General features: G+C 61.2%; 19 protein-coding genes. 9 read left to right on the top strand and 10 right to left on the bottom strand.

The genetic code is table 11. From position 1 onward, the window contains the following. Positions 1 to 17: 17 nt before the first annotated feature. From KCG87_RS04310 to KCG87_RS04295, 4 genes are all read right to left on the bottom strand, one after another. The gene (locus tag KCG87_RS04310) at positions 18 to 692 is read right to left on the bottom strand and encodes an urease accessory protein UreF (protein ID WP_098966968.1); all 675 of its coding nucleotides are present in this window, start codon (positions 690 to 692) and stop codon (positions 18 to 20) included. Further along, positions 689 to 1,189: an urease accessory protein UreE gene (gene ureE, locus KCG87_RS04305; protein ID WP_003221180.1), complete on the bottom strand. Its 501-nt coding sequence runs from the start codon at positions 1,187 to 1,189 to the stop codon at positions 689 to 691. Before ureE ends, KCG87_RS04310 begins: the two co-directional genes overlap by 4 nt. A 314-nt stretch (positions 1,190 to 1,503) precedes the next feature. Further along, positions 1,504 to 2,136: a TetR family transcriptional regulator gene (locus KCG87_RS04300; RefSeq protein ID WP_027613541.1), complete on the bottom strand. Its 633-nt coding sequence runs from the start codon at positions 2,134 to 2,136 to the stop codon at positions 1,504 to 1,506. A gap of 173 nt (positions 2,137 to 2,309) precedes the next feature. Beyond that, positions 2,310 to 2,774, bottom strand: coding sequence for a hypothetical protein (locus KCG87_RS04295; RefSeq protein ID WP_098966970.1), 465 nt, complete (start codon positions 2,772 to 2,774; stop codon positions 2,310 to 2,312). A 385-nt stretch (positions 2,775 to 3,159) separates the two neighbouring features. On the opposite strand from KCG87_RS04295, the gene KCG87_RS04290 reads away from it, so the two are divergent. Then, entirely contained in the window at positions 3,160 to 5,235 is a 2,076-nt protein-coding gene (locus tag KCG87_RS04290; protein ID WP_098966971.1) for an AsmA family protein, read from the top strand. Between the two features lie 103 nt (positions 5,236 to 5,338). Here KCG87_RS04290 and KCG87_RS04285 read toward each other — a convergent pair whose 3' ends face one another. After that, positions 5,339 to 5,872, bottom strand: coding sequence for a ferritin-like domain-containing protein (locus KCG87_RS04285; protein WP_027613544.1), 534 nt, complete (start codon positions 5,870 to 5,872; stop codon positions 5,339 to 5,341). A 90-nt stretch (positions 5,873 to 5,962) separates the two neighbouring features. Continuing rightward, complete coding sequence (locus tag KCG87_RS04280) at positions 5,963 to 6,892, bottom strand: LysR substrate-binding domain-containing protein (protein WP_210556692.1); 930 nt, start codon at positions 6,890 to 6,892, stop codon at positions 5,963 to 5,965. Positions 6,893 to 7,000: 108 nt separating this feature from the next. On the opposite strand from KCG87_RS04280, the gene KCG87_RS04275 reads away from it, so the two are divergent. The 3 genes from KCG87_RS04275 to KCG87_RS04265 all read left to right on the top strand — a co-directional run bounded on the left by KCG87_RS04275 (position 7,001) and on the right by KCG87_RS04265 (position 8,927). Next, the gene (locus KCG87_RS04275) at positions 7,001 to 7,639 is read left to right on the top strand and encodes an NAD(P)H-dependent oxidoreductase (RefSeq protein ID WP_210556691.1); all 639 of its coding nucleotides are present in this window, start codon (positions 7,001 to 7,003) and stop codon (positions 7,637 to 7,639) included. Then, positions 7,640 to 7,945 carry a multidrug efflux SMR transporter gene (locus KCG87_RS04270; protein WP_097089887.1) on the top strand — a complete coding sequence of 102 codons (306 nt, stop codon included), beginning with the start codon at positions 7,640 to 7,642 and terminating at the stop codon, positions 7,943 to 7,945. 91 nt (positions 7,946 to 8,036) lie between these two features. Further along, on the top strand, positions 8,037 to 8,927 hold the full coding sequence (locus KCG87_RS04265; RefSeq protein WP_210556690.1) for a triacylglycerol lipase: 891 nt from the start codon (positions 8,037 to 8,039) through the stop codon (positions 8,925 to 8,927). A 120-nt stretch (positions 8,928 to 9,047) separates the two neighbouring features. Here KCG87_RS04265 and KCG87_RS04260 read toward each other — a convergent pair whose 3' ends face one another. After that, complete coding sequence (locus KCG87_RS04260; protein WP_027613549.1) at positions 9,048 to 9,935, bottom strand: DMT family transporter; 888 nt, start codon at positions 9,933 to 9,935, stop codon at positions 9,048 to 9,050. Positions 9,936 to 10,031: 96 nt separating this feature from the next. On the opposite strand from KCG87_RS04260, the gene KCG87_RS04255 reads away from it, so the two are divergent. The 3 genes from KCG87_RS04255 (at position 10,032) to KCG87_RS04245 (ending at position 12,406) form a co-directional block, all read left to right on the top strand. Then, complete coding sequence (locus tag KCG87_RS04255) at positions 10,032 to 10,826, top strand: helix-turn-helix transcriptional regulator (RefSeq protein WP_210556947.1); 795 nt, start codon at positions 10,032 to 10,034, stop codon at positions 10,824 to 10,826. A 63-nt stretch (positions 10,827 to 10,889) separates the two neighbouring features. Continuing rightward, on the top strand, positions 10,890 to 11,195 hold the full coding sequence (locus KCG87_RS04250) for a PsiF family protein (protein ID WP_007966973.1): 306 nt from the start codon (positions 10,890 to 10,892) through the stop codon (positions 11,193 to 11,195). A gap of 197 nt (positions 11,196 to 11,392) precedes the next feature. After that, positions 11,393 to 12,406, top strand: coding sequence for an AI-2E family transporter (locus KCG87_RS04245; RefSeq protein WP_027613551.1), 1,014 nt, complete (start codon positions 11,393 to 11,395; stop codon positions 12,404 to 12,406). A gap of 114 nt (positions 12,407 to 12,520) precedes the next feature. Here the strand turns inward: KCG87_RS04245 and KCG87_RS04240 are convergent, their stop codons facing one another. After that, positions 12,521 to 13,795: an Hsp70 family protein gene (locus KCG87_RS04240; RefSeq protein ID WP_098966982.1), complete on the bottom strand. Its 1,275-nt coding sequence runs from the start codon at positions 13,793 to 13,795 to the stop codon at positions 12,521 to 12,523. Between the two features lie 291 nt (positions 13,796 to 14,086). On the opposite strand from KCG87_RS04240, the gene KCG87_RS04235 reads away from it, so the two are divergent. Next, a complete protein-coding gene (locus KCG87_RS04235) occupies positions 14,087 to 15,034 on the top strand; it encodes a DnaJ C-terminal domain-containing protein (protein ID WP_027613553.1) in 948 nt (315 codons plus the stop codon). A gap of 23 nt (positions 15,035 to 15,057) precedes the next feature. Then, positions 15,058 to 15,363, top strand: a complete 306-nt coding sequence (locus KCG87_RS04230; RefSeq protein WP_003221201.1) for a chaperone modulator CbpM — start codon at positions 15,058 to 15,060, stop codon at positions 15,361 to 15,363. A gap of 142 nt (positions 15,364 to 15,505) precedes the next feature. On the opposite strand, the gene KCG87_RS04225 is transcribed toward KCG87_RS04230, so the two are convergent. Continuing rightward, positions 15,506 to 16,633, bottom strand: coding sequence for a sensor histidine kinase (locus KCG87_RS04225; RefSeq protein WP_027613555.1), 1,128 nt, complete (start codon positions 16,631 to 16,633; stop codon positions 15,506 to 15,508). A gap of 147 nt (positions 16,634 to 16,780) precedes the next feature. Beyond that, positions 16,781 to 18,481 carry an urease subunit alpha gene (ureC, locus tag KCG87_RS04220; RefSeq protein ID WP_134785318.1) on the bottom strand — a complete coding sequence of 567 codons (1,701 nt, stop codon included), beginning with the start codon at positions 18,479 to 18,481 and terminating at the stop codon, positions 16,781 to 16,783. Positions 18,482 to 18,518: the final 37 nt, after the last annotated feature.

Below are 18,518 nucleotides of genomic sequence, written 5' to 3'. Positions count from 1 at the left end.
CTCCAAGATGACAGGCCCTAAGAGCGAAACAGACGGCTGTATTGGCGCTCATGCGCCATGCACGCCAGAGACAGGCCGAATGCGGCGCTGCCGATGTGTTCGGGATTGATGCGGGTGGCGTCCTGCTGCGCCTGTTGCAGCAACGGCAACAGTTCGCTGGTCAGGCGCTGGGCGGCTTGCTGGCCCAGCGGCAGGGTTTTCATCAGTACCGCGAGCTGGTTTTCCAGCCAGCTCCATAGCCACGCAGCGAGGGCGTCCTGTGGGCTGATCTGCCAGGCGCGGGCAGCGAGTGCCCAGCCAAGGGCCAGGTGCGGTTCAGCGCATTGCTCAAGAAAGCTGCGGGCCGGCGCGTCGAGTTCCGGCAAACCGTTGAGCAATTGCTGCAGCGAGTAGCCCATCTGCCGGCTCTCCAGATGCAACTCGCGGGTCTCGCGGCTGGCGCGGTGGGTTTCGCAGAGATGCAGCAACTTGGGCCAGTTTTCCTCGGCCGCGGCCTGACAATGGGCCAGCAGCAGCGGCGCCTCAAAACGGGCGAGGTTGAGCAGTAGTTGATCGCTGATCCAGCGGCGGGCGTTGTCCGGGTTGTTCACGCGGCCGTTATCCACCGCCATTTCCAGGCCTTGCGAATAGCTGTAGCCGCCAATCGGCAGTTGCGGACTAGCCAGGCGCAACAGCGCCCAGGCCGGATTCACAGACGTACGCCGAACTGATGGAGTTTGGGCGCGTAGTTGAAATCTTCGTCGCCATGCCGCGAATGGTGATGGCCGCCGCCGTAGGCACCGTGTTCCGGCTGGAACGGCGCTTCAATCGCCTCGACCTGGGCGCCGAGCTGTTCGAGCATGGCCTTGAGCACGTAATCATCGAGCAGACGCAGCCAGCCATCGCCGACTTGCAAGGCAACGTGGCGGTTACCGAGGTGATAGGCGGCGCGGGTCAGTTCGAAGGCATTGGCGCAGGTGACGTGCAGCAGTTGCTCGGGGCGGGCGCAGACGCGAACGATGCGGCCGTCCTCGGCCTGCAGGCATTCGCCGTCATATAACGGTGCCTGACCGCGCTCCAGAAACAACCCGACGTCTTCGCCATCGGCACTGAAACAGCGCAGACGGCTTTTGCTCCGCGCTTCGAAGGTCAGGTGCAACTCGGCGGACCAGACAGGTTGAGGGTCGATTCTGCGATGAATCACCAGCATCGGAAAGCTTCCAGCAGTGGACTTGTAGGAGGGCTAGAGCAAGGGGCTTGCCAACCGGACGAGATGTAGGAAATCCCTGTCGGAGCGTAGAGGATGTTTCAAGATGTTGCAGAATTTTGGAAGGTTTTGGTGCGTGAAGATTTTTACATGCACCAAATGTGAGCGGCGGTGCATGACCAATGTGGGAGCGGGCTTGCTCGCGAAAGCGGTGCATCAGTCAACAATGAAGTGACTGACCCACCGCTTTCGTCGGATCGCCGCCCGGAGCAAGCCCGCTCCCACAGGGATTTGTGTTGGGTTTGAAAAAAGGGGAATTACTCGGTACTGCCCAACCCTTGCCAGTGCTTGAGGCCGATAAAGATGAAGCGCAATTGCTGGGTGATCTTCGCCTGCGGCGTCAGATGCTCCGGCAGGGCCTCGGCGGGCGGGTCAATGATGTCCGGCAGAGTGGCGAACACCGATTTGACGATCAGGTCGGCGATTACGCTCAGCCCGGCAGCGTCCAGATGCTGCAACTTGGGCATCAATGTCAGGTCGGCCGCGAGGTCGGCGCTGATGTTTTCGCGCAGACGGCCAATCGCCTGACGCACCGGCTGCGAGCCGCCGTATTGCTCACGAGCGAGAAACAGGAACTGCGAACGGTTGGCGCTGACCACGTCGAGGAAAATCCGCACCGACGCATCGATGATCCCGCCCATGACGAATTCGTTGTGGCGCACCAGGCGGATGGTTTCGCGGAAGGTCTGGCCGACTTCACTGACCAGCACCAGACCCAACTCGTCCATGTCGGCAAAATGCCGATAGAAACCGGTGGGCACAATGCCGGCGGTCTTGGTCACTTCGCGCAGGCTCAGGCTGCCGAAACCTCGGCCGCTTTCCATCAAATGGCGGGCAGCGTCCATCAGGGCGTTGCGGGTCTGTTGTTTCTGTTCGGCGCGGGGCAGCATCGCAAAGGCGTTTTCTTGAGCGGGACAAGCGCCGCACTCTAGCAAATCGGCTTTGCTGGCGTCGAACGGCAGGGGGGAAAGTCAGTAGGAAAAAAGGTTTCGCAGATTGTCGGTACTGAAAAAGTCAAAAGCCCAATCCGGTGATTGGGCTTTTTTTCCAGGCCGCCATGGGCTTAGCTCAAAGCGCTGTTGCGTTCGATCACACGGTCACCACCGCCTTCGGCAACGGCTTGGCCCAGTGGGGTTTTATCGAAACCGTCTTCAGCCAGGGTCTGGCCTTGTGGAGTGCGGTCGCTGCCATCGGAAGCCAGGGTCTGACCTTGTGGAGTTTTGTCATAGCCGTCTTCAACCAGACCTTTCTGTTCCAGGCGATCACGGCCGCCTTCTGCTACAGCTTGACCTTGTGGGGTCTTGTCGTAGCCATCTTCAACCAGACCTTTTTCTTCCAGACGATGACGACCGTTTTCAGCCAGAGTCTGACCTTGTGGAGTACGGTCGCTGCCGTCTGCCGCCACAGTCTGGCTGAACACCGAGTGGCTGGATTTCACTTGTGGGGTAGCCTGATCGGCAGCGGGCAGGGCAAAAGCGGTGCTGGCTAGCATCGACAGGGTAAGGCTGAGCAGTAATTGGCGTTTCATGATGGGTTGCTCCTTGGGAGGGCGATAAAGTGGGTACGAAGCCAATGCTACTCTCGATAAGTCGATATAAAAGTTCATAAACGCAATGGTAATAATCAACAGAATTGATTGTTCTGCGGGAGCGCTCTAGCTCGGGCATTTGCGGGCGGTGGTTTTGCACCGCAGTGGGTATTTTCGACTCACTCGCGCCTCGCAAATGTGCGGGCAGCGGTAACGCTGTTCGACCAATCGGTCAGCATTCGGGCGATTTTTTGCCGCGGAATCTATATTCCGATTAAACCTGCGCACTGTTTGCCAGTCGTAGAATTCATGAGGGCCGCTTTGGCCCGCCGTTTCAGCTGTGCGTCGCGAAGTCGGCGTGCGGTCGTCATCAGGAGTTTTGTGCATGACGCGCACCGGAAAAATCTTCAGTTGGACCTTCGCCATCCTCGTACTGCTGCTGGCGGTACTGGTTCTGATCATCGTGTTCTTCGACTGGAACCGGATCAAACCGCCGCTCAACGCCAAAGTCTCGGAAGAATTGCATCGTCCGTTCGCCATCAATGGCAACCTCGCGGTGATCTGGCAGCGTGAGCCGGACGAGGGCGGCTGGCGGGCCTGGGTGCCGTGGCCGCATGTGGTGGCTGAAGACCTGACGCTGGGCAACCCGGACTGGTCGAAGCAGCCGCAGATGGTTACGCTCAAACGCGTGGAACTGCGCATCTCGCCGCTGGCACTGCTGGCGCAACGGGTGACGATCCCGCGCATCGACCTGACCGAACCCAACGCGCAACTGCAACGCCTGGCCGATGGCCGCGCCAACTGGACCTTCAAGTTCGACCCGAAAGACCCGAATGCCGAACCGTCGAACTGGGTGGTGGACATCGGAGCCATTGGTTTCGACAAGGGCCACGTCACCCTGGATGACCAGACACTCAAGACTAATCTCGACGTGTTGATCGATCCGCTGGGCAAACCGATTCCGTTCAGCGATATCGTCGGCGCCAAAGCCGCGAAGACCGCGCAGGACAAGGGCGCCGCGCCGCAGGACTATGCATTCGCGCTGAAGGTCAAAGGCCAGTACCACGGTCAGAATCTTACCGGCCAGGGCAAGATCGGCGGATTACTGGCGTTGCAGGACGCGAACAAGCCATTCCCGCTGCAGGCTCAGGCGAAGATCGGCGCCACTAGCATCGAACTCGCTGGCACCTTGACCGACCCGCTCAACCTCGGCGCCCTCGATCTGCGTCTGAAACTGGCCGGCGCCAGCCTCGGCAACCTCTATCCACTGACCGGCGTGACCCTGCCGGACACGCCGCCGTATTCCACCGACGGTCATCTGATTGCCAAGTTGCATGACGCCGCTGGTGCGAAATTCACTTATGAACAGTTCAACGGCAAGATCGGCGGCAGTGACATTCACGGCGATCTGACCTACGTCGCCAGCCAGCCACGGCCCAAGCTCAGCGGCGCGTTGCTGTCCAATCAATTGCTGTTCGCCGACCTCGCGCCGCTGATCGGCGCCGACTCCAATGACAAGCAAAAGGCCCGCGGCGGCGAGAGCAAGCAGCCGACCGACAAAGTGCTGCCGGTGGAAGAATTCAAGACCGACCGCTGGCGCGCGATGGATGCCGACGTCGAGTTCACCGGCAAGCGCATCGTCCACAGTGAAAAGCTGCCGTTCACCGACCTCTATACCCACCTGAAACTCAACGACGGCGAACTCAGCCTCGAACCGCTGCGCTTCGGCGTGGCCGGCGGCAATCTGGACGCGCAGATCCGCCTCAACGGTCGCACCGAACCGCTGGAAGGCCGGGCCAAACTGACTGCGCGCGGCTTCAAGCTCAAGCAGTTGTTCCCGACCTTCGAACCGATGAAAACCAGCTTCGGTGAGCTCAACGGTGATGCTGATATCAGCGGTCGCGGCAACTCGGTGGCCAAGCTGCTTGGCGGCGCCAATGGCCAGTTGAAGATGCTGATCAACGACGGGGCGATCAGCCGTGAGCTGATGGAACTGGCAGGGCTCAACGTCGGCAACTACGTGGTCGGCAAGATCTTTGGCGACAAGGAAGTGAAGATCAACTGCGCGGCGGCGGACTTCGACATCAAGACTGGCCTGGCGACCACACGGCTGTTTGTGTTCGATACCGAGAACGCGATCATCTACATCGACGGCACCGCGAACATGGCCACCGAGCAATTGGACCTGACGGTGACACCGGAGTCCAAGGGCTGGCGTCTGATTTCGCTGCGTTCACCGCTGTACGTGCGCGGCAAGTTCATCAAGCCGGACGCCGGGGTGAAGGCCGTGCCGTTGATGCTGCGCGGGGCGGGGATGGTGGCGCTGGGCGTGATTGCTGCACCGGCGGCGGGGCTGTTGGCGCTGGTGGCGCCGAGTGGCGGGGAGCCGAATCAGTGTGCGCCTCTGCTTGAGCAGATGAAGGCGGGCAAGGCGCCAGTGACCGTCAAGCCAACCAAGTAAATCTTCAGCGTCTGTAAAAGCGTCATCGCGAGCAGGCTCACTCCTACAAGTACAGCGCAAAACTTGTAGGAGTGAGCCTGCTCGCGATAGCGGTATCGAAGGTTCAGAGGTCTTTCAGAATGTCGGCCATGTCATCCGCATGCTCTTCTTCCTGCGCGAGGATGTCTTCGAAGATGCGCCGGGTGGTCGGGTCTTTCTCGCCGATGTACTGGATGATCTCGCGGTAGCTGTCGATGGCGATCCGTTCGGCCACAAGGTCTTCGTAGACCATTTCCTTCAAGGTGTTCCCCGCCACATATTGAGCGTGGGACATTTTCGACAGCAGGTCCGGATTGAACTCCGGCTCGCCGCCCAGTTGCACGATGCGCTCGGCCAGACGGTCGGCGTGTTGCGCTTCCTGGGTCGCGTGTTCGAGGAATTCTTCTGCGGCCACGTGGGCTTTCACGCCGTTGGCCATGAAGTAGTGACGCTTGTAACGCAGCACGCAGACCAGTTCGGTGGCCAGCGACTCATTGAGCAGGCGCAGTACCTCGTCACGGTCGGCGCTGTAGCTCTCGGTTACCGCGCCGTTCTCGACGTGTTGTCGCGCACGTTCGCGCAGGGTTTTGACATCTGACAAGTGCAGGTCGTCGCTCATGTTGATCTCCAGGAGGCTAATCCAATGGCGCCACGCTCTACAGGCGTGATCGGTTACCCAAGTTGTGAGTCCTGAGCGACGCAAAAAGTTTTATGAGATTTCCGGCGACCTTGGTACCAGCCCGGACAACTGCGCTTCTTCGCGCAACCAGGCAAAAAATGCCCGCACCGGCGGATGCCGCTCCCGTCCCGGCACACACAGCGCGCTGTATCCGGCACCATCGACTTGCACCTGCCCCTTGTACGGCACCAGCAACCCACTGGCGACGCTCTGCGACACCAGAATATTGCTCGCCAGCACCAGACCTTGCCCGGCAATCGCTGCTTGCAAGGCGTAGTGCTCTTCGTCGTATTCGCGGATCGCCGGATGCTGGTTCAGCCAGCGCTCGCCGGAGCGAGCGCACCACGCTTCCCAGCCATGGGCATACAGCTTCGAGTTGTGCCAACGCACGCTGATCAGCGCCGGTGTGCGTCGGGCGGCCAGAGCTACCTGCTCCGGCGAGCCATACACGCCGAAGGTCTCATCGAACAGGCACAAGCCGTAAAGGTTGGGGTAGTCGTCGAGGCTGTAGCGCAACACCAGATCGACGCTGGCGTCCTGATGCAGGTCGATGACTTCGCAGTGGGTATCGAGGCGCACGTTGATGTTCGGGTGTTGCGCATAAAACCTTCCGAGGCGCGGCACCAGCCACAGCGCGGCAAACGCGGCGGTGGTCGACAGTGTCAGGTTGCTGCCGCTGCGTTGCGGACGCAGGGTGTCGACGCTTTGCGCGACTTCCAGCAGCGCCCCGTGCAGGCTGCGAAACAGCCGCTCGCCCCCTTCGGTCAGGCGCACCTGACGCGGCAAACGCTCGAACAGCGCCACGCCGAGCCAGTCTTCCAGCGCTCGGATCTGATGGGAAATCGCCGTCGGTGTGACTGACAGCTCTTCAGCAGCGGCCTTGAAGCTCAACAGCCGCGAAGCGGATTCGAAGGCGCGCAGGGCGGTCAGCGGCAACGAGGCGAACATTGAATACTCCATGGATGAAACAAATTCATCCCGACTGATTTTTGCTCATTTGAGACAGCGGCGGGTCGGCGCCAATCTGGCGCTACACAGCCATTCAAGTCTAGTCCCAAGGAGATTCAGATGAGCAAGATTCTTGCGATCCATGCCAGCCCTCGCGGTGATCGTTCGCACTCACGGCGTTTGGCAGAAAGTTTTCTCAGCGCCTGGCAATTACGTCATCCGCAGGCGCAGGTCACCCGCCGTGAAGTCGGACGGGCGCCGATTCCAGCGGTCAACGAAGCGTTTGTGGCGGCTGCTTTTTACCCTGAACCCGAAGCACGGCCGCTGTCGATGCAGGCCGATCTGGCGCTCAGCGATCAACTGGTCGGCGAGTTGTTCGAGCATGACCTGCTGCTGATTTCCACGCCGATGTACAACTTCAGCGTGCCCAGCGGCCTCAAGGCGTGGGTCGATCAGATCGTGCGTCTGGGCCTGACGTTCGACTACACCCTGGACAACGGCATCGCTCAATACACGCCGTTGCTGCAAGGCAAGAAAGCGCTGATTGTCACCAGCCGTGGCGGTTTCGGCTTCGGCCCCGGTGGTGAGCTGGAAGCCCTCAACCACGCCGATCCATGGCTGCGCACGGCGCTGGGTTTCGTCGGCATCAACGACGTCAGCGTGGTCGCAGCCGAGGGCGAAGAGTCGGCCGAGCGCACCTTCGCGGTATCAGTGGCCGAGGCCGAGCAGCGTTTGCTCGACCTCGCGCGGACGTTCTAAGTGGCCTGGCTGTGCCTGCTGATCGCCGCCGGCTTCGAGGTGACTTTCGCCATGGGCATGAAGTACGCCGAAGGCTTCACCCGCTTGTGGCCGTCGCTGATCACGGTGGTGGCGGCGATTGGCGGGATTTACTTCCTGACGTTGGCGCTGCGCGAGTTGCCGGTGAGCATCGCCTATCCGATCTGGACGGCGATCGGCTCGCTGGGCACGGTGTTTCTCGGTTTTGCCCTGCTCGGCGAGAGTCTGACCCTGGTCAAACTGCTGTCAGTGGGGCTGATTGTGGCGGGGGTGGTGGGCCTGAAGTAGGCTGATGGTGCAGTTGTCATCATCAGGGAGGAGGCTTGGCGGGCGTTTTGCACGTCTGGCATCCACTCAGCGACCACAAGGATGTTTGCCCATGTCACAAGGTTCGGCGACACGTTATCCACTGGTGCTGGTGCCGGGCATGCTCGGGTTTATCCGGCTGCTGCTGTATCCGTACTGGTACGGCATCATCAAGGCGTTGCGCCGTGGCGGGGCGACGGTGATTGCGGTGCAGGTGTCGCCGCTCAATTCCACCGAGGTGCGCGGCGAGCAGTTGCTGGCGCGCATCGACGAAATTCTGCGCGAGACCGGCGCCGCCAGGGTCAATCTGTTCGGCCACAGCCAGGGCTCGTTGACCGCGCGTTATGCCGCCGCGAAACGGCCGGATCTGGTCGCCTCGGTAACCTCCGTGGCCGGGCCCAATCACGGTTCTGAACTGGCCGACTATCTGCAGAAACACTACCCGGCGAACAGCGCCAAGGGCCGCGTGCTGGAGGTGCTGTTGCGTTTTGTCGGCTGGCTGATGGCGTTGCTGGAAACCGGTTACCACGGGCCGAAACTGCCGGTGGACATCCACGCTTCGCATCAATCGCTGACCAGCGAAGGCGTGGCGCTGTTCAATCAGCGTTATCCACAGGGCCTGCCCGAGACCTGGGGCGGTCACGGGCCGGAAGAGGTCAATGGCGTGCGTTATTACTCGTGGTCGGGGACGTTGCAACCGGGCAAAACCGATCGCGGTGGCAACCTGTTCGACGGCACCAACCGCAGCTGCCGCTTGTTCGCGAAAACCTTCGTGCGTGAGCCGGGGCAGTGTGACGGGATGGTCGGGCGTTACAGCTCGCACCTCGGCACGGTGATTGGCGACGACTATCCGCTGGATCACTTCGACATCGTCAATCAGTCGCTGGGGCTGGTGGGCAAAGGGGCGGATCCGGTGCGGTTGTTTGTCGAGCATGCGGCGCGGCTAAAGGCTGCCGGATTGTGACTCGCTTTTGTGGCGAGGGGATTTATCCCCGATGGGCTGCGCAGCAGCCCTTGTTTTGAGATAAATAGCGGGGTCGCTTCGCGCCCCTTCGGGGATAAATCCCCTCACCACAGGGCCAGATCAGGCAACGCTGAGTTTTCGGCCTAGAACGGTGGTCCAGCGCTCCGACAGAATCACCCCACCCAACGTCAACACCCCACCCACCAGGTGATACATCGCCAGCTCTTCCTTCAACACCACCGCCGCAATCAGCGCGGTAATCAACGGCAGCAAGTTAAAGAACAAGGTCGTGCGACTCGGCCCCAGACGCTGCACCGCCTGCATCCACGCCAGCGGCGCAAGCATTGACGCCAGCAGGCACGCGTACAGCACCAGCGGAATGTTCTGCGCGGTGAAACCGGTTTTCGGTGAGGCGGCGTACAGCGGAAACAGCACCACAATCGCCACCAGCACCTGCAGGTACAGCAACACCAGCGGCGGCAAACGCAGCTGCCATTTTTTCAGCAGGGTGCTGTAGATCGCGTAGGCCAGGGTGGCGATCAGCATCATCGCGTCACCCAGGTTCACTCCATGTTGCAGCAGCGCGCCGAGGCTGCCTGACGACACCACCACCAGCACCCCGGCGAACGACAGCACCGCGCCGAACAATGCCCCAGCGGTCAGGCGCTGGCCGAGGCTGATGATTGCCATAGCCAGCGACATCAGCGGCATCAGCGACAGGATGATGCCCATGTTGGTCGCCGTGGTCAGCGTCGCGGCGAAGTAGGCGAGGCTTTGATAGACCGCCATCCCGAGCACGCCGAGGATGAAGATCTTGCCCAAGTTCGGGCGGATCTGCGGCCAGTGCGCGATCACCGCTTTGAGCATGAACGGGGTGAACAGCAGACCGGCGAGCAGCCAGCGGTAGAAACCGATCTCGGCGGGGAAGATCGCCCCGACCGCCAGTTTGTTGATCACGGTATTGCCGGCCCAGATGAAAATCGCCAGCAGGGGAAACGCGTATTGCATGGGTTAAAACCAGAACGTTGATGAACGGTGATTATCGCCTGTCTGGATGCAGCCCTATACTGCGAACCGGACAACCTGCCACTGCAACCGGACAGCATGAACAGCAAACACATCGATCTGCTGGATTTCAGCGAACTGCCGTCGGCGGTGTACTTTCGCTATGCCGACTTCAACGCCCATGAATACGCGGCGCCGCACCGTCATCCGTGGGGCACGCTGGAGTACGCGGCCCACGGTGTGCTGCACATGGACGTCGACGGCAACCGCTTCATGTCGCCGCCGCACTACGCGGTGTGGGTGCCGCCGCAGGTCGAGCACAGTTTCTACAGCCATCAACCGGTCAACTACCGCGCGGTGTGCCTCGATCCGAAGGTTTGCGCCGATCTGCCGCCGCGCGCCTGCACGCTGGCAATCAGCGACATTCTCAAGGCGATTCTCAAGGACTTCGCCGCCCGCGACGTGAAAATCCCCGAACTGGATGCCGACCAGCGTCTGGCCCAAGTGTTGGTCGATCAATTGCAACAGGCGCCGGTGCATGAATGTTATCTGCCGTACGCAAGCAATCCCGGGTTGCTGGCGATCCTCGACGCCTTGCAGGCCGATCCGGGCAATAACCTCCCGCTGGCCCACTGGGCGGCGCAAGTGCACGTCAGCGAGCGTACGTTGGCCCGGCAGTTCGTGCGCGAACTGGGACTGAGTTTCGGCGAATGGCGTCAGCGCCTGCGTTATCTCGCGGCGATCGAGGCGCTGGAAAGCAAGAAGAGCGTGCAGGAAATCGCTTTCGATCTCGGCTACAGCAGCGGCTCGGCGTTCATTGCCATGTTTGCCCGGCAGGCCGGGTGTACGCCGGAACAGTATCGGCGTAGCCACGTGGAAGGCAGGAAGGTGTAACAAGATTTGGCTACACTTCAGCGGAGGCCGCATCCATCGATGCGGCGACAAGGAGAAAACTCCATGAAGATGTTGCGTGTCCCTTTGTTGATGATCGGTCTGCTCCTGTGTTCCCAGGGTTTCGCCGCCACGGCGCAACAGAACAAAATGACCACCTGCAATGCTGACGCTACCGCCAAAAGCCTCAAGGGCGACGAGCGCAAGACTTTCATGAGCACTTGCCTCAAGGCTGCACCGGCCGCCAATGACGGCAAAGTGCTGACCCCGCAGCAGGAGAAAATGAAAACCTGCAACGCCGACGCGAAAACCAAGGCGCTGACCGGCGATGCGCGCAAGACCTTCATGAGTGATTGCCTGAAGAAAAAGTAAGCACTTGAGTCTTGTGGTGAGCGGGCTGGCCTCTTCGCGAGCAAGCTCGCTCCCACAGGAGTGCGCATTCCAATGTGGGAGCGAGCCTGCTCGCGAAGGGGCCATTGAGCACGACAATAGCCCCTGCATATCCCTAGTGCTCTCCCCGGATCGCTGGCAGACTGCCAATCCTTTTACGCCGTTCGTTTTGAGGCTGTATGCCAACGTTTTCTGAGCGTCATGTTGTGTTTTGGGTCAGCTGCATCATCATTTGCGGCGGTTTGTTGCTGGCGTTGCCGCTGCGCTTGTTGCCCAGCCTGCTGGCCGGTTTGCTGGTGTTCGAGCTGGTCAACATGCTCACCCCGCAACTGCAACGGCTGATCGAAGGTCGGCGTGCGCGCTGGCTGGCGGTGGCGCTGCTGGGCACCCTGGTGGTCAGTGTGCTGGCGCTGATCTTTGCTGGCGCCATCAGTTTCCTGCTGCACGAAGCGGAAAATCCGGGCGCCTCGCTCGACAAATTCATGGGCGTGGTCGATCGCGCGCGCGGGCAACTGCCGCCGTTTCTCGATGCCTACCTGCCGGCCAGCGCAGCGGAATTTCGCGTGGCCATCGGCGAATGGGCGAGCAAGCACCTGTCAGAGCTGCAACTGGTAGGCAAGGACGCGGCGCATATGTTCGTCACCCTGCTGATCGGCATGGTCCTCGGCGCGATCATTGCCCTGCAGCGAGTACCGGATCTGACCAAGCGCAAACCGCTGGCCGCGGCCCTGTTCGACCGTCTGCACCTGGTGGTTCAAGCCTTTCGCAACATCGTCTTCGCGCAGATCAAGATTTCCCTGCTGAACACGTTCTTCACCGCGATTTTCCTGGTGGTGGTCTTGCCACTGTTCGGTATCAAGCTGCCGCTGACCAAGACCCTGATCGTCCTGACCTTTCTGCTCGGCCTGCTGCCGGTGATCGGCAACCTGATGTCGAACACGCTGATCACCATCGTCGGCCTGTCGCTGTCGATCTGGGTGGCGGTGGCGGCGCTGGGCTATCTGATCTTTATCCACAAGCTCGAATACTTCCTCAACGCGCGCATCGTCGGCGGGCAGATCAGTGCCAAGTCGTGGGAGTTGCTGCTGGCGATGCTGGTGTTCGAAGCCGCGTTCGGCCTGCCGGGGGTGGTGGCGGGGCCGATTTATTACGCGTACCTGAAGAGTGAGTTGAAGCTGGGCGGGATGGTTTGATTCAAGCCTTATAGCGTTTGAAAGTGCCCTTTCGCGAGCAAGCCCGCTCCCACAGGTTCAGTGTGATCCTGTGGGAGCGGGCTTGCTCGCGAATGGCGCGCCGCTGATTCTGGATCAGGCCATCGAACCGTAGCGCTTCATCGCCTCAATCGCCAGACCGCTGCCAATGCTGCCAAAGATATTCCCTTCAACATGTCGCGCATTCGGCAGCATCGCCGAAACGCTGTTGCGCAGCGCCGGAATGCCGCTTGAACCGCCGGTGAAGAACACCGTATCGACCTGAGCCACCGACACGTTGGCATCGTTCAACAGCTGCGTAACGCTGCCGCGCACGCGCTCAAGCAAGGCGTCGATGGAGGATTCGAACAGGGCGCGGCTCAGTTCCACGCTCAGGCCCGGCTCAATACGGTCCAGCGGTACGTGGCGGCTGTCGGCGTGGGTCAACTGGATCTTGGTTTCTTCGACTTCCATCGCCAGCCAGTGCCCGGCGCGCTGTTCGATCAGCTTGAACAACCGGTCGATGCCGCCGGTGTCTTCAATGTCGTAGCGCATGCTGCCCAGCGCCAGGGTGGATTTCTGCGAGTACACCGAGTTGATGGTGTGCCAGGTCGCCAGGTTCATGTGGTGACTGGTCGGCATGTAGGCGCCGCTCTTCATCCGGCTGCCGTAGCCGAACAGCGGCATCAGGCCTTGCAGGCTCAGCTGTTTGTCGAAATCGGTACCGCCGATGTGCACGCCGCCGGTGGCGAGGATGTCATCGTGGCGGTTGTCCATGCCGCGACGCTCGGGCGACAGGCGCACCAGCGAGAAGTCCGAGGTACCACCGCCGATGTCGACGATCAGCACCAGCTCTTCTTTTTCGATGGTCGACTCGTAGTCGAATGCCGCAGCGATCGGTTCGTACTGGAACGACACGTCCTTGAAACCGAGCTTGCGCGCCACTTCGACCAGGGTGTCTTCGGCTTCCTGGTCGGCCAGCGGGTCGTCATCGACGAAAAATACCGGACGCCCCAGCACCACCTGCTCGAACTCCCGACCGGCGGCCGTTTCGGCACGGCTCTTGAGCTGGCCGATGAACAGCCCCAACAGATCCTTGAACGGCATCGCCGTGCCGAGGACGCTGGTGTCGTGCTTGATCAGCTTGGAACCCAGCAGGCTCTTGAGCGAGCGCATCAGCCTGCCTTCGTAGCCTTCCAGGTACTCGTGCAGGGCCAGGCGCCCGTAAACCGGACGGCGCTCTTCGATATTGAAGAACACCACCGACGGCAGGGTGATCTTGTCGTCTTCCAGCGCGATCATCGTTTCCATGCCGGGGCGCAGCCAGCCGACGGTGGAGTTGGAGGTGCCGAAGTCGATACCGCAGGCACGGGCTGGAGAGGCGTTGTTCATGTCTTTCGGGTTCCGGTCAAAAAACGGCCGCGCAGTGTATGTCAGTGCGCGGCAGATTCGAAGGCCGGTCATCTGCTATTTCACGACTAAGCTTCTTGAAAGTCGCAGCTTCGCCCCAAACTTGCTGGCATGGGCCGACAGACATACCGGCGGTCGCAAGAACCGTCGTCCACTGCCGATAAACTTCTGCTGCGCCACCCGGTCACAAAGTTGAGATCGGTCAACCCGGCACGCGCGAATGAGCGCATGCTGGCCTCGGCGCGAAATCGATAACGGATGGTGATTCCTTCGATGGACTTCAAAGACTATTACAAGATACTCGGCGTGGAGCCGACAGCGGACGACAAGGCGATCAAGGCTGCCTATCGCAAGCTGGCGCGCAAATACCACCCCGATGTCAGCAAGGAAAAAGATGCCGAGGCCAAGTTCAAGGACGCCTCGGAAGCCTATGAAGCGCTGAAAAGCGCCGACAAGCGCGCCGAATATGACGAGCTGCGCCGTTATGGCCAGCACGGTCAGCCGTTCCAGGGCCCGCCGGGCTGGCAGAGCCGTGGCGGTTTTGGCGGCGGCGGTGGCGACACCGGCGACTTTTCGGACTTCTTCAGTTCGATCTTCGGCAATCGCGGCGCCGGTTTCGGTGGCGACGGTCGGCAACAACGCAGTGCAGGGCGCCGAGGGCAAGACGTGGAAATGGAACTGCCGGTCTTCCTTGAGGAGACCCTGTCGGACGAGTCGAAGAAGGTCAGCTTCCAGGTCCCGCAATACAACGCCAACGGTCAGCACGTCAGCAACACCAGCAAGAGCCTGAACGTGAAGATCCCGGCGGGCGTCACCGACGGCGAGCGCATCCGCCTCAAAGGGCAGGGCGCACCGGGCATCGGTGGCGGGGCCAATGGCGACCTGTACCTGACCATTCGCTTTGCGCCGCATCCGAAATTCGATGTCGAAGGCGAAAACCTGATCATCACCCTGCCATTGGCACCGTGGGAGCTGGCGTTGGGCGCTGAAGTGGCCGTGCCGACCCTGACCGGCAAGATCAACCTCAAGGTTCCGGCCGGCAGCCAGAATGGCCAGCGCATGCGCGCCAAGGGTCATGGCTTGAAAAACAAGGCCGGTGAGCGTGGTTATCTGTTCGTGCAGCTCAAGGCCGTGATGCCGAAAACCTCCGACGACGAGGTCAAGGCGCTGTGGCAGGAACTGGCGAAAAAAGCCGCGTTCAACCCACGCGAGAACTTCTGAATCCGACGACGGAGTAGCCCATCATGAGCAGCCCCCTGATCGTTCAACTGGACATGGCAGAATTCTGTGAGGCGGCCGATCTGTCGGACGTCTACGTGATCGAAATCGTCGAACACGGCATCCTCGAACCTCAGGGCGCGCAGCCCCGGGAATGGCGGTTCACCGACTACGAGCTGAGCCTGGCCAAGCGCGCCGCGAAGTTGCGGCGCGAGCTGGAGCTGGAGTGGGAGGGCGTCGCCCTGGCACTGAATCTGCTGGAGGAAGTGCACGAGTTGCGGGCGGAGAACCGGATGCTGCGTCAGCGATTGGGGCGCTTGGTGGTCGAATAGTTTTACCGTTGGTTTTTGAGTGTTTTTGCCGGCCCCTTCGCGAGCAAGCCCGCTCCCACATTCGACCGCGGTTTTCCAGTTGAAAAGCAGTCAAATGTGGGAGCGGGCTTGCTCGCGAAGAACGATTACGCGGTAAGCCTGCTTAAACCTTTCTCGGCAAAACCACACTGAACAATGTCCCGTCAGCCTCACTCGAGCTGACATCGATCGTCCCGCCATGGGCGGTCACCACTTCCTTGACGATAAACAGACCCAACCCGAGGCTGGTCGACGGCTGCCCGAGTTCTTCGTCGGCGCTGCGCACCAGCGGGTCGAAAATCGTACCGATCGCCTCTTCGGAAATCGGTGTGCCGTAGTTGTGCACCGACAGGCACACGTGGTCGCCCTCGCCACGCAGATCGAGGGTCACGTCGCGCTGGTTGGCACCGTGCTGCAAGGCATTGCCGATCAGGTTTTGCAGTAACTGGTCGATCCGTCCGGCGTCCCACACGCCGCTGGTGTCACCGTGCACGGTGAGCCTGGGATCGGATTGCGGTTGACCGGCGCAAGCTTCGGCGATCGCCGCTCGCGCCGCAACGGCCAGATCCATCGGTGCCGGCTCGATCGGCAGGCTACGGCCCAGACGACTGCGCACCAGTTCCAGCAGATCGCTGACCATCGTCGCCATGTGCCGCGCGCCACGCTTGATGTGCTGGGCGCAGGCCAGGGCATCGCCTTCAAGGCTGGATTTGCGCAGCAGCAGTTCGGTGGACATGCTCACCGCCTGCAGCGGCGCACGCAGGTCATGGCCGAGGATGGCGAGGAAAATGTCCCGCGAGCGATTGACCTGCTCGGCGTAGGCCGCGGTGGATTCGGCCAGTGCCTCGTCGATGGCTTCGTTGAAACGGATCATGTCCTGAAAATAGGTCATGTCCGGCGATTCAAGGCTGTTGACCCACAGGCGGATCACGCAGGCACGCAAATGGCGGAATTCACTGGTCATCTGCACCAGGTCAAAACCGACGGTGTGGCGCAGTTCGCCATGGCTGGCGCCGGCCTCGTCCAGGCTCGGGGTCTTTTCCGGGCCTTCGCCCTTGGCTTTGGCAGCCTGTTCGGCGGGGCTTTGCGGCTTGTTCATGTCGCGGGCGGCGGCCCGCAGAATCTCGCTGGCGTGATCGCGCAGCGCAGTGGAATCCAGATAGTCGGCGGCCGGCGTGATGGTCGCGGCGAACTGTTCCCACTCATCGACGATAGGGTCGATATTGGCCACGATGAACTCGGAAAGACGCATGGGCAGTTCCTGAAAAAAGGCGGAGCGAATCGAATATTAGCCCCTTTGGCGGGAAATACACGACCGTTTGCACAGTGCTTTTCCAGCGACATGAAAAAGGCCCCGGGATCGTGCGCAAGACACGAAACCGGGGCCTTTTGCCGTGCGTCAGAACAGGAAGTAGCGCTGAGCCATCGGCAGGGTCTCGGCCGGTTCACACCACAGCAGCACGCCGTCAGCCTTGACCTGATAGGTCTGCGGATCGACGTCGATGTTCGGCAGGTAATCGTTGTGGATCAGGTCGGTTTTCTGTACGTCGCGGCAGCCTTTGACCACGCTGATTTTCTTCTTCAGGCCCAATGCCTCGGGCAACCCGGCCTCCTGCGCGGCCTGACTGATGAACGTCAGGCTGGTGGCGTGCAGCGAGCCGCCGTAACTGGCGAACATCGGGCGGTAGTGCACCGGTTGCGGGGTTGGAATCGACGCGTTGGCGTCGCCCATCAGACTGGCGGCGATGGCGCCACCCTTGAGGATCAGCGTCGGTTTGACGCCGAAGAACGCCGGACGCCAGAGCACCAGGTCGGCCCATTTGCCAACTTCGATCGAACCCACTTCATGGCTGATGCCATGGGTGATCGCCGGGTTGATCGTGTACTTGGCGATGTAGCGCTTGGCGCGGAAGTTGTCGTTGCCTTCGCCGTCCTGCGGCAGCGGGCCGCGCTGCTTTTTCATCTTGTCAGCAGTCTGCCAGGTGCGTGTGATGACTTCGCCGACGCGGCCCATGGCCTGGCTGTCGGAGCTGATCATTGAAAACGCGCCGAGGTCGTGGAGGATGTCTTCGGCGGCGATGGTTTCGCGGCGGATACGGCTTTCGGCGAACGCCACGTCTTCGGCGATGCTCGGGTCGAGGTGGTGGCAGACCATCAGCATGTCGAGGTGTTCGTCGATGGTGTTGCGGGTGAACGGCCGGGTCGGGTTGGTCGAGCTCGGCAGCACGTTAGGAAAACCGCAGGCCTTGATGATGTCCGGCGCATGACCGCCGCCGGCACCTTCGGTGTGATAGGTGTGAATGGTGCGGCCCTTGAACGCGCCGAGGGTGGTTTCGACGAAACCCGATTCGTTGAGGGTGTCGGTGTGGATCGCCACCTGCACGTCGTACTGGTCGGCGACGCTCAGGCAGTTGTCGATGCTCGCCGGGGTGGTACCCCAGTCTTCGTGCAGTTTGAGGCCGATGGCGCCGGCCTTGACCTGCTCGATCAGCGGCTCCGGCAGGCTGGCGTTGCCCTTGCCGGTGAGGCCGATGTTCATCGGGAACGCGTCGGCGGCCTGCAGCATCCGCGCCAGGTGCCACGGCCCGGAGGTGCAGGTGGTGGCGTTGGTGCCGGTCGCCGGCCCGGTGCCGCCGCCGATCATGGTGGTGACACCGCTCATCAGCGCTTCTTCGATCTGCTGCGGGCAGATGAAGTGGATGTGCGTGTCGATGCCGCCGGCAGTGAGGATCATGCCTTCACCGGCGATCACCTCGGTGCTGGCGCCGATGGCGATGGTCACGTTGGGCTGTACGTCCGGGTTACCGGCCTTGCCGATCGCGGCGATGCGCCCGTCCTTGAGGCCGACGTCGGCTTTGACGATGCCCCAGTGGTCGATGATCAACGCGTTGGTGATCAGCGTGTCGACCACTTCGGCGGCGAGCAGTTGGCTCTGGCCCTGGCCGTCGCGGATGACTTTGCCGCCGCCGAATTTGACTTCTTCGCCGTAGGTGGTGAAGTCCTTTTCGACTTCGATCCACAACTCGGTGTCCGCCAGGCGCACCTTGTCGCCGACGGTGGGGCCGAACATGTCGGCGTAGGCTTGTCTGGAAATCTTCATGTGTTCGCCTTGGAATTCAATGGTCTTTGAGGCTGTT

The organism is Pseudomonas sp. MWU347 (genome assembly GCF_017947305.1).
In the GTDB taxonomy this organism is placed as follows: domain Bacteria; phylum Pseudomonadota; class Gammaproteobacteria; order Pseudomonadales; family Pseudomonadaceae; genus Aquipseudomonas; species Aquipseudomonas putida_A.
This window is presented reverse-complemented; position numbering and strand designations above follow the sequence as displayed.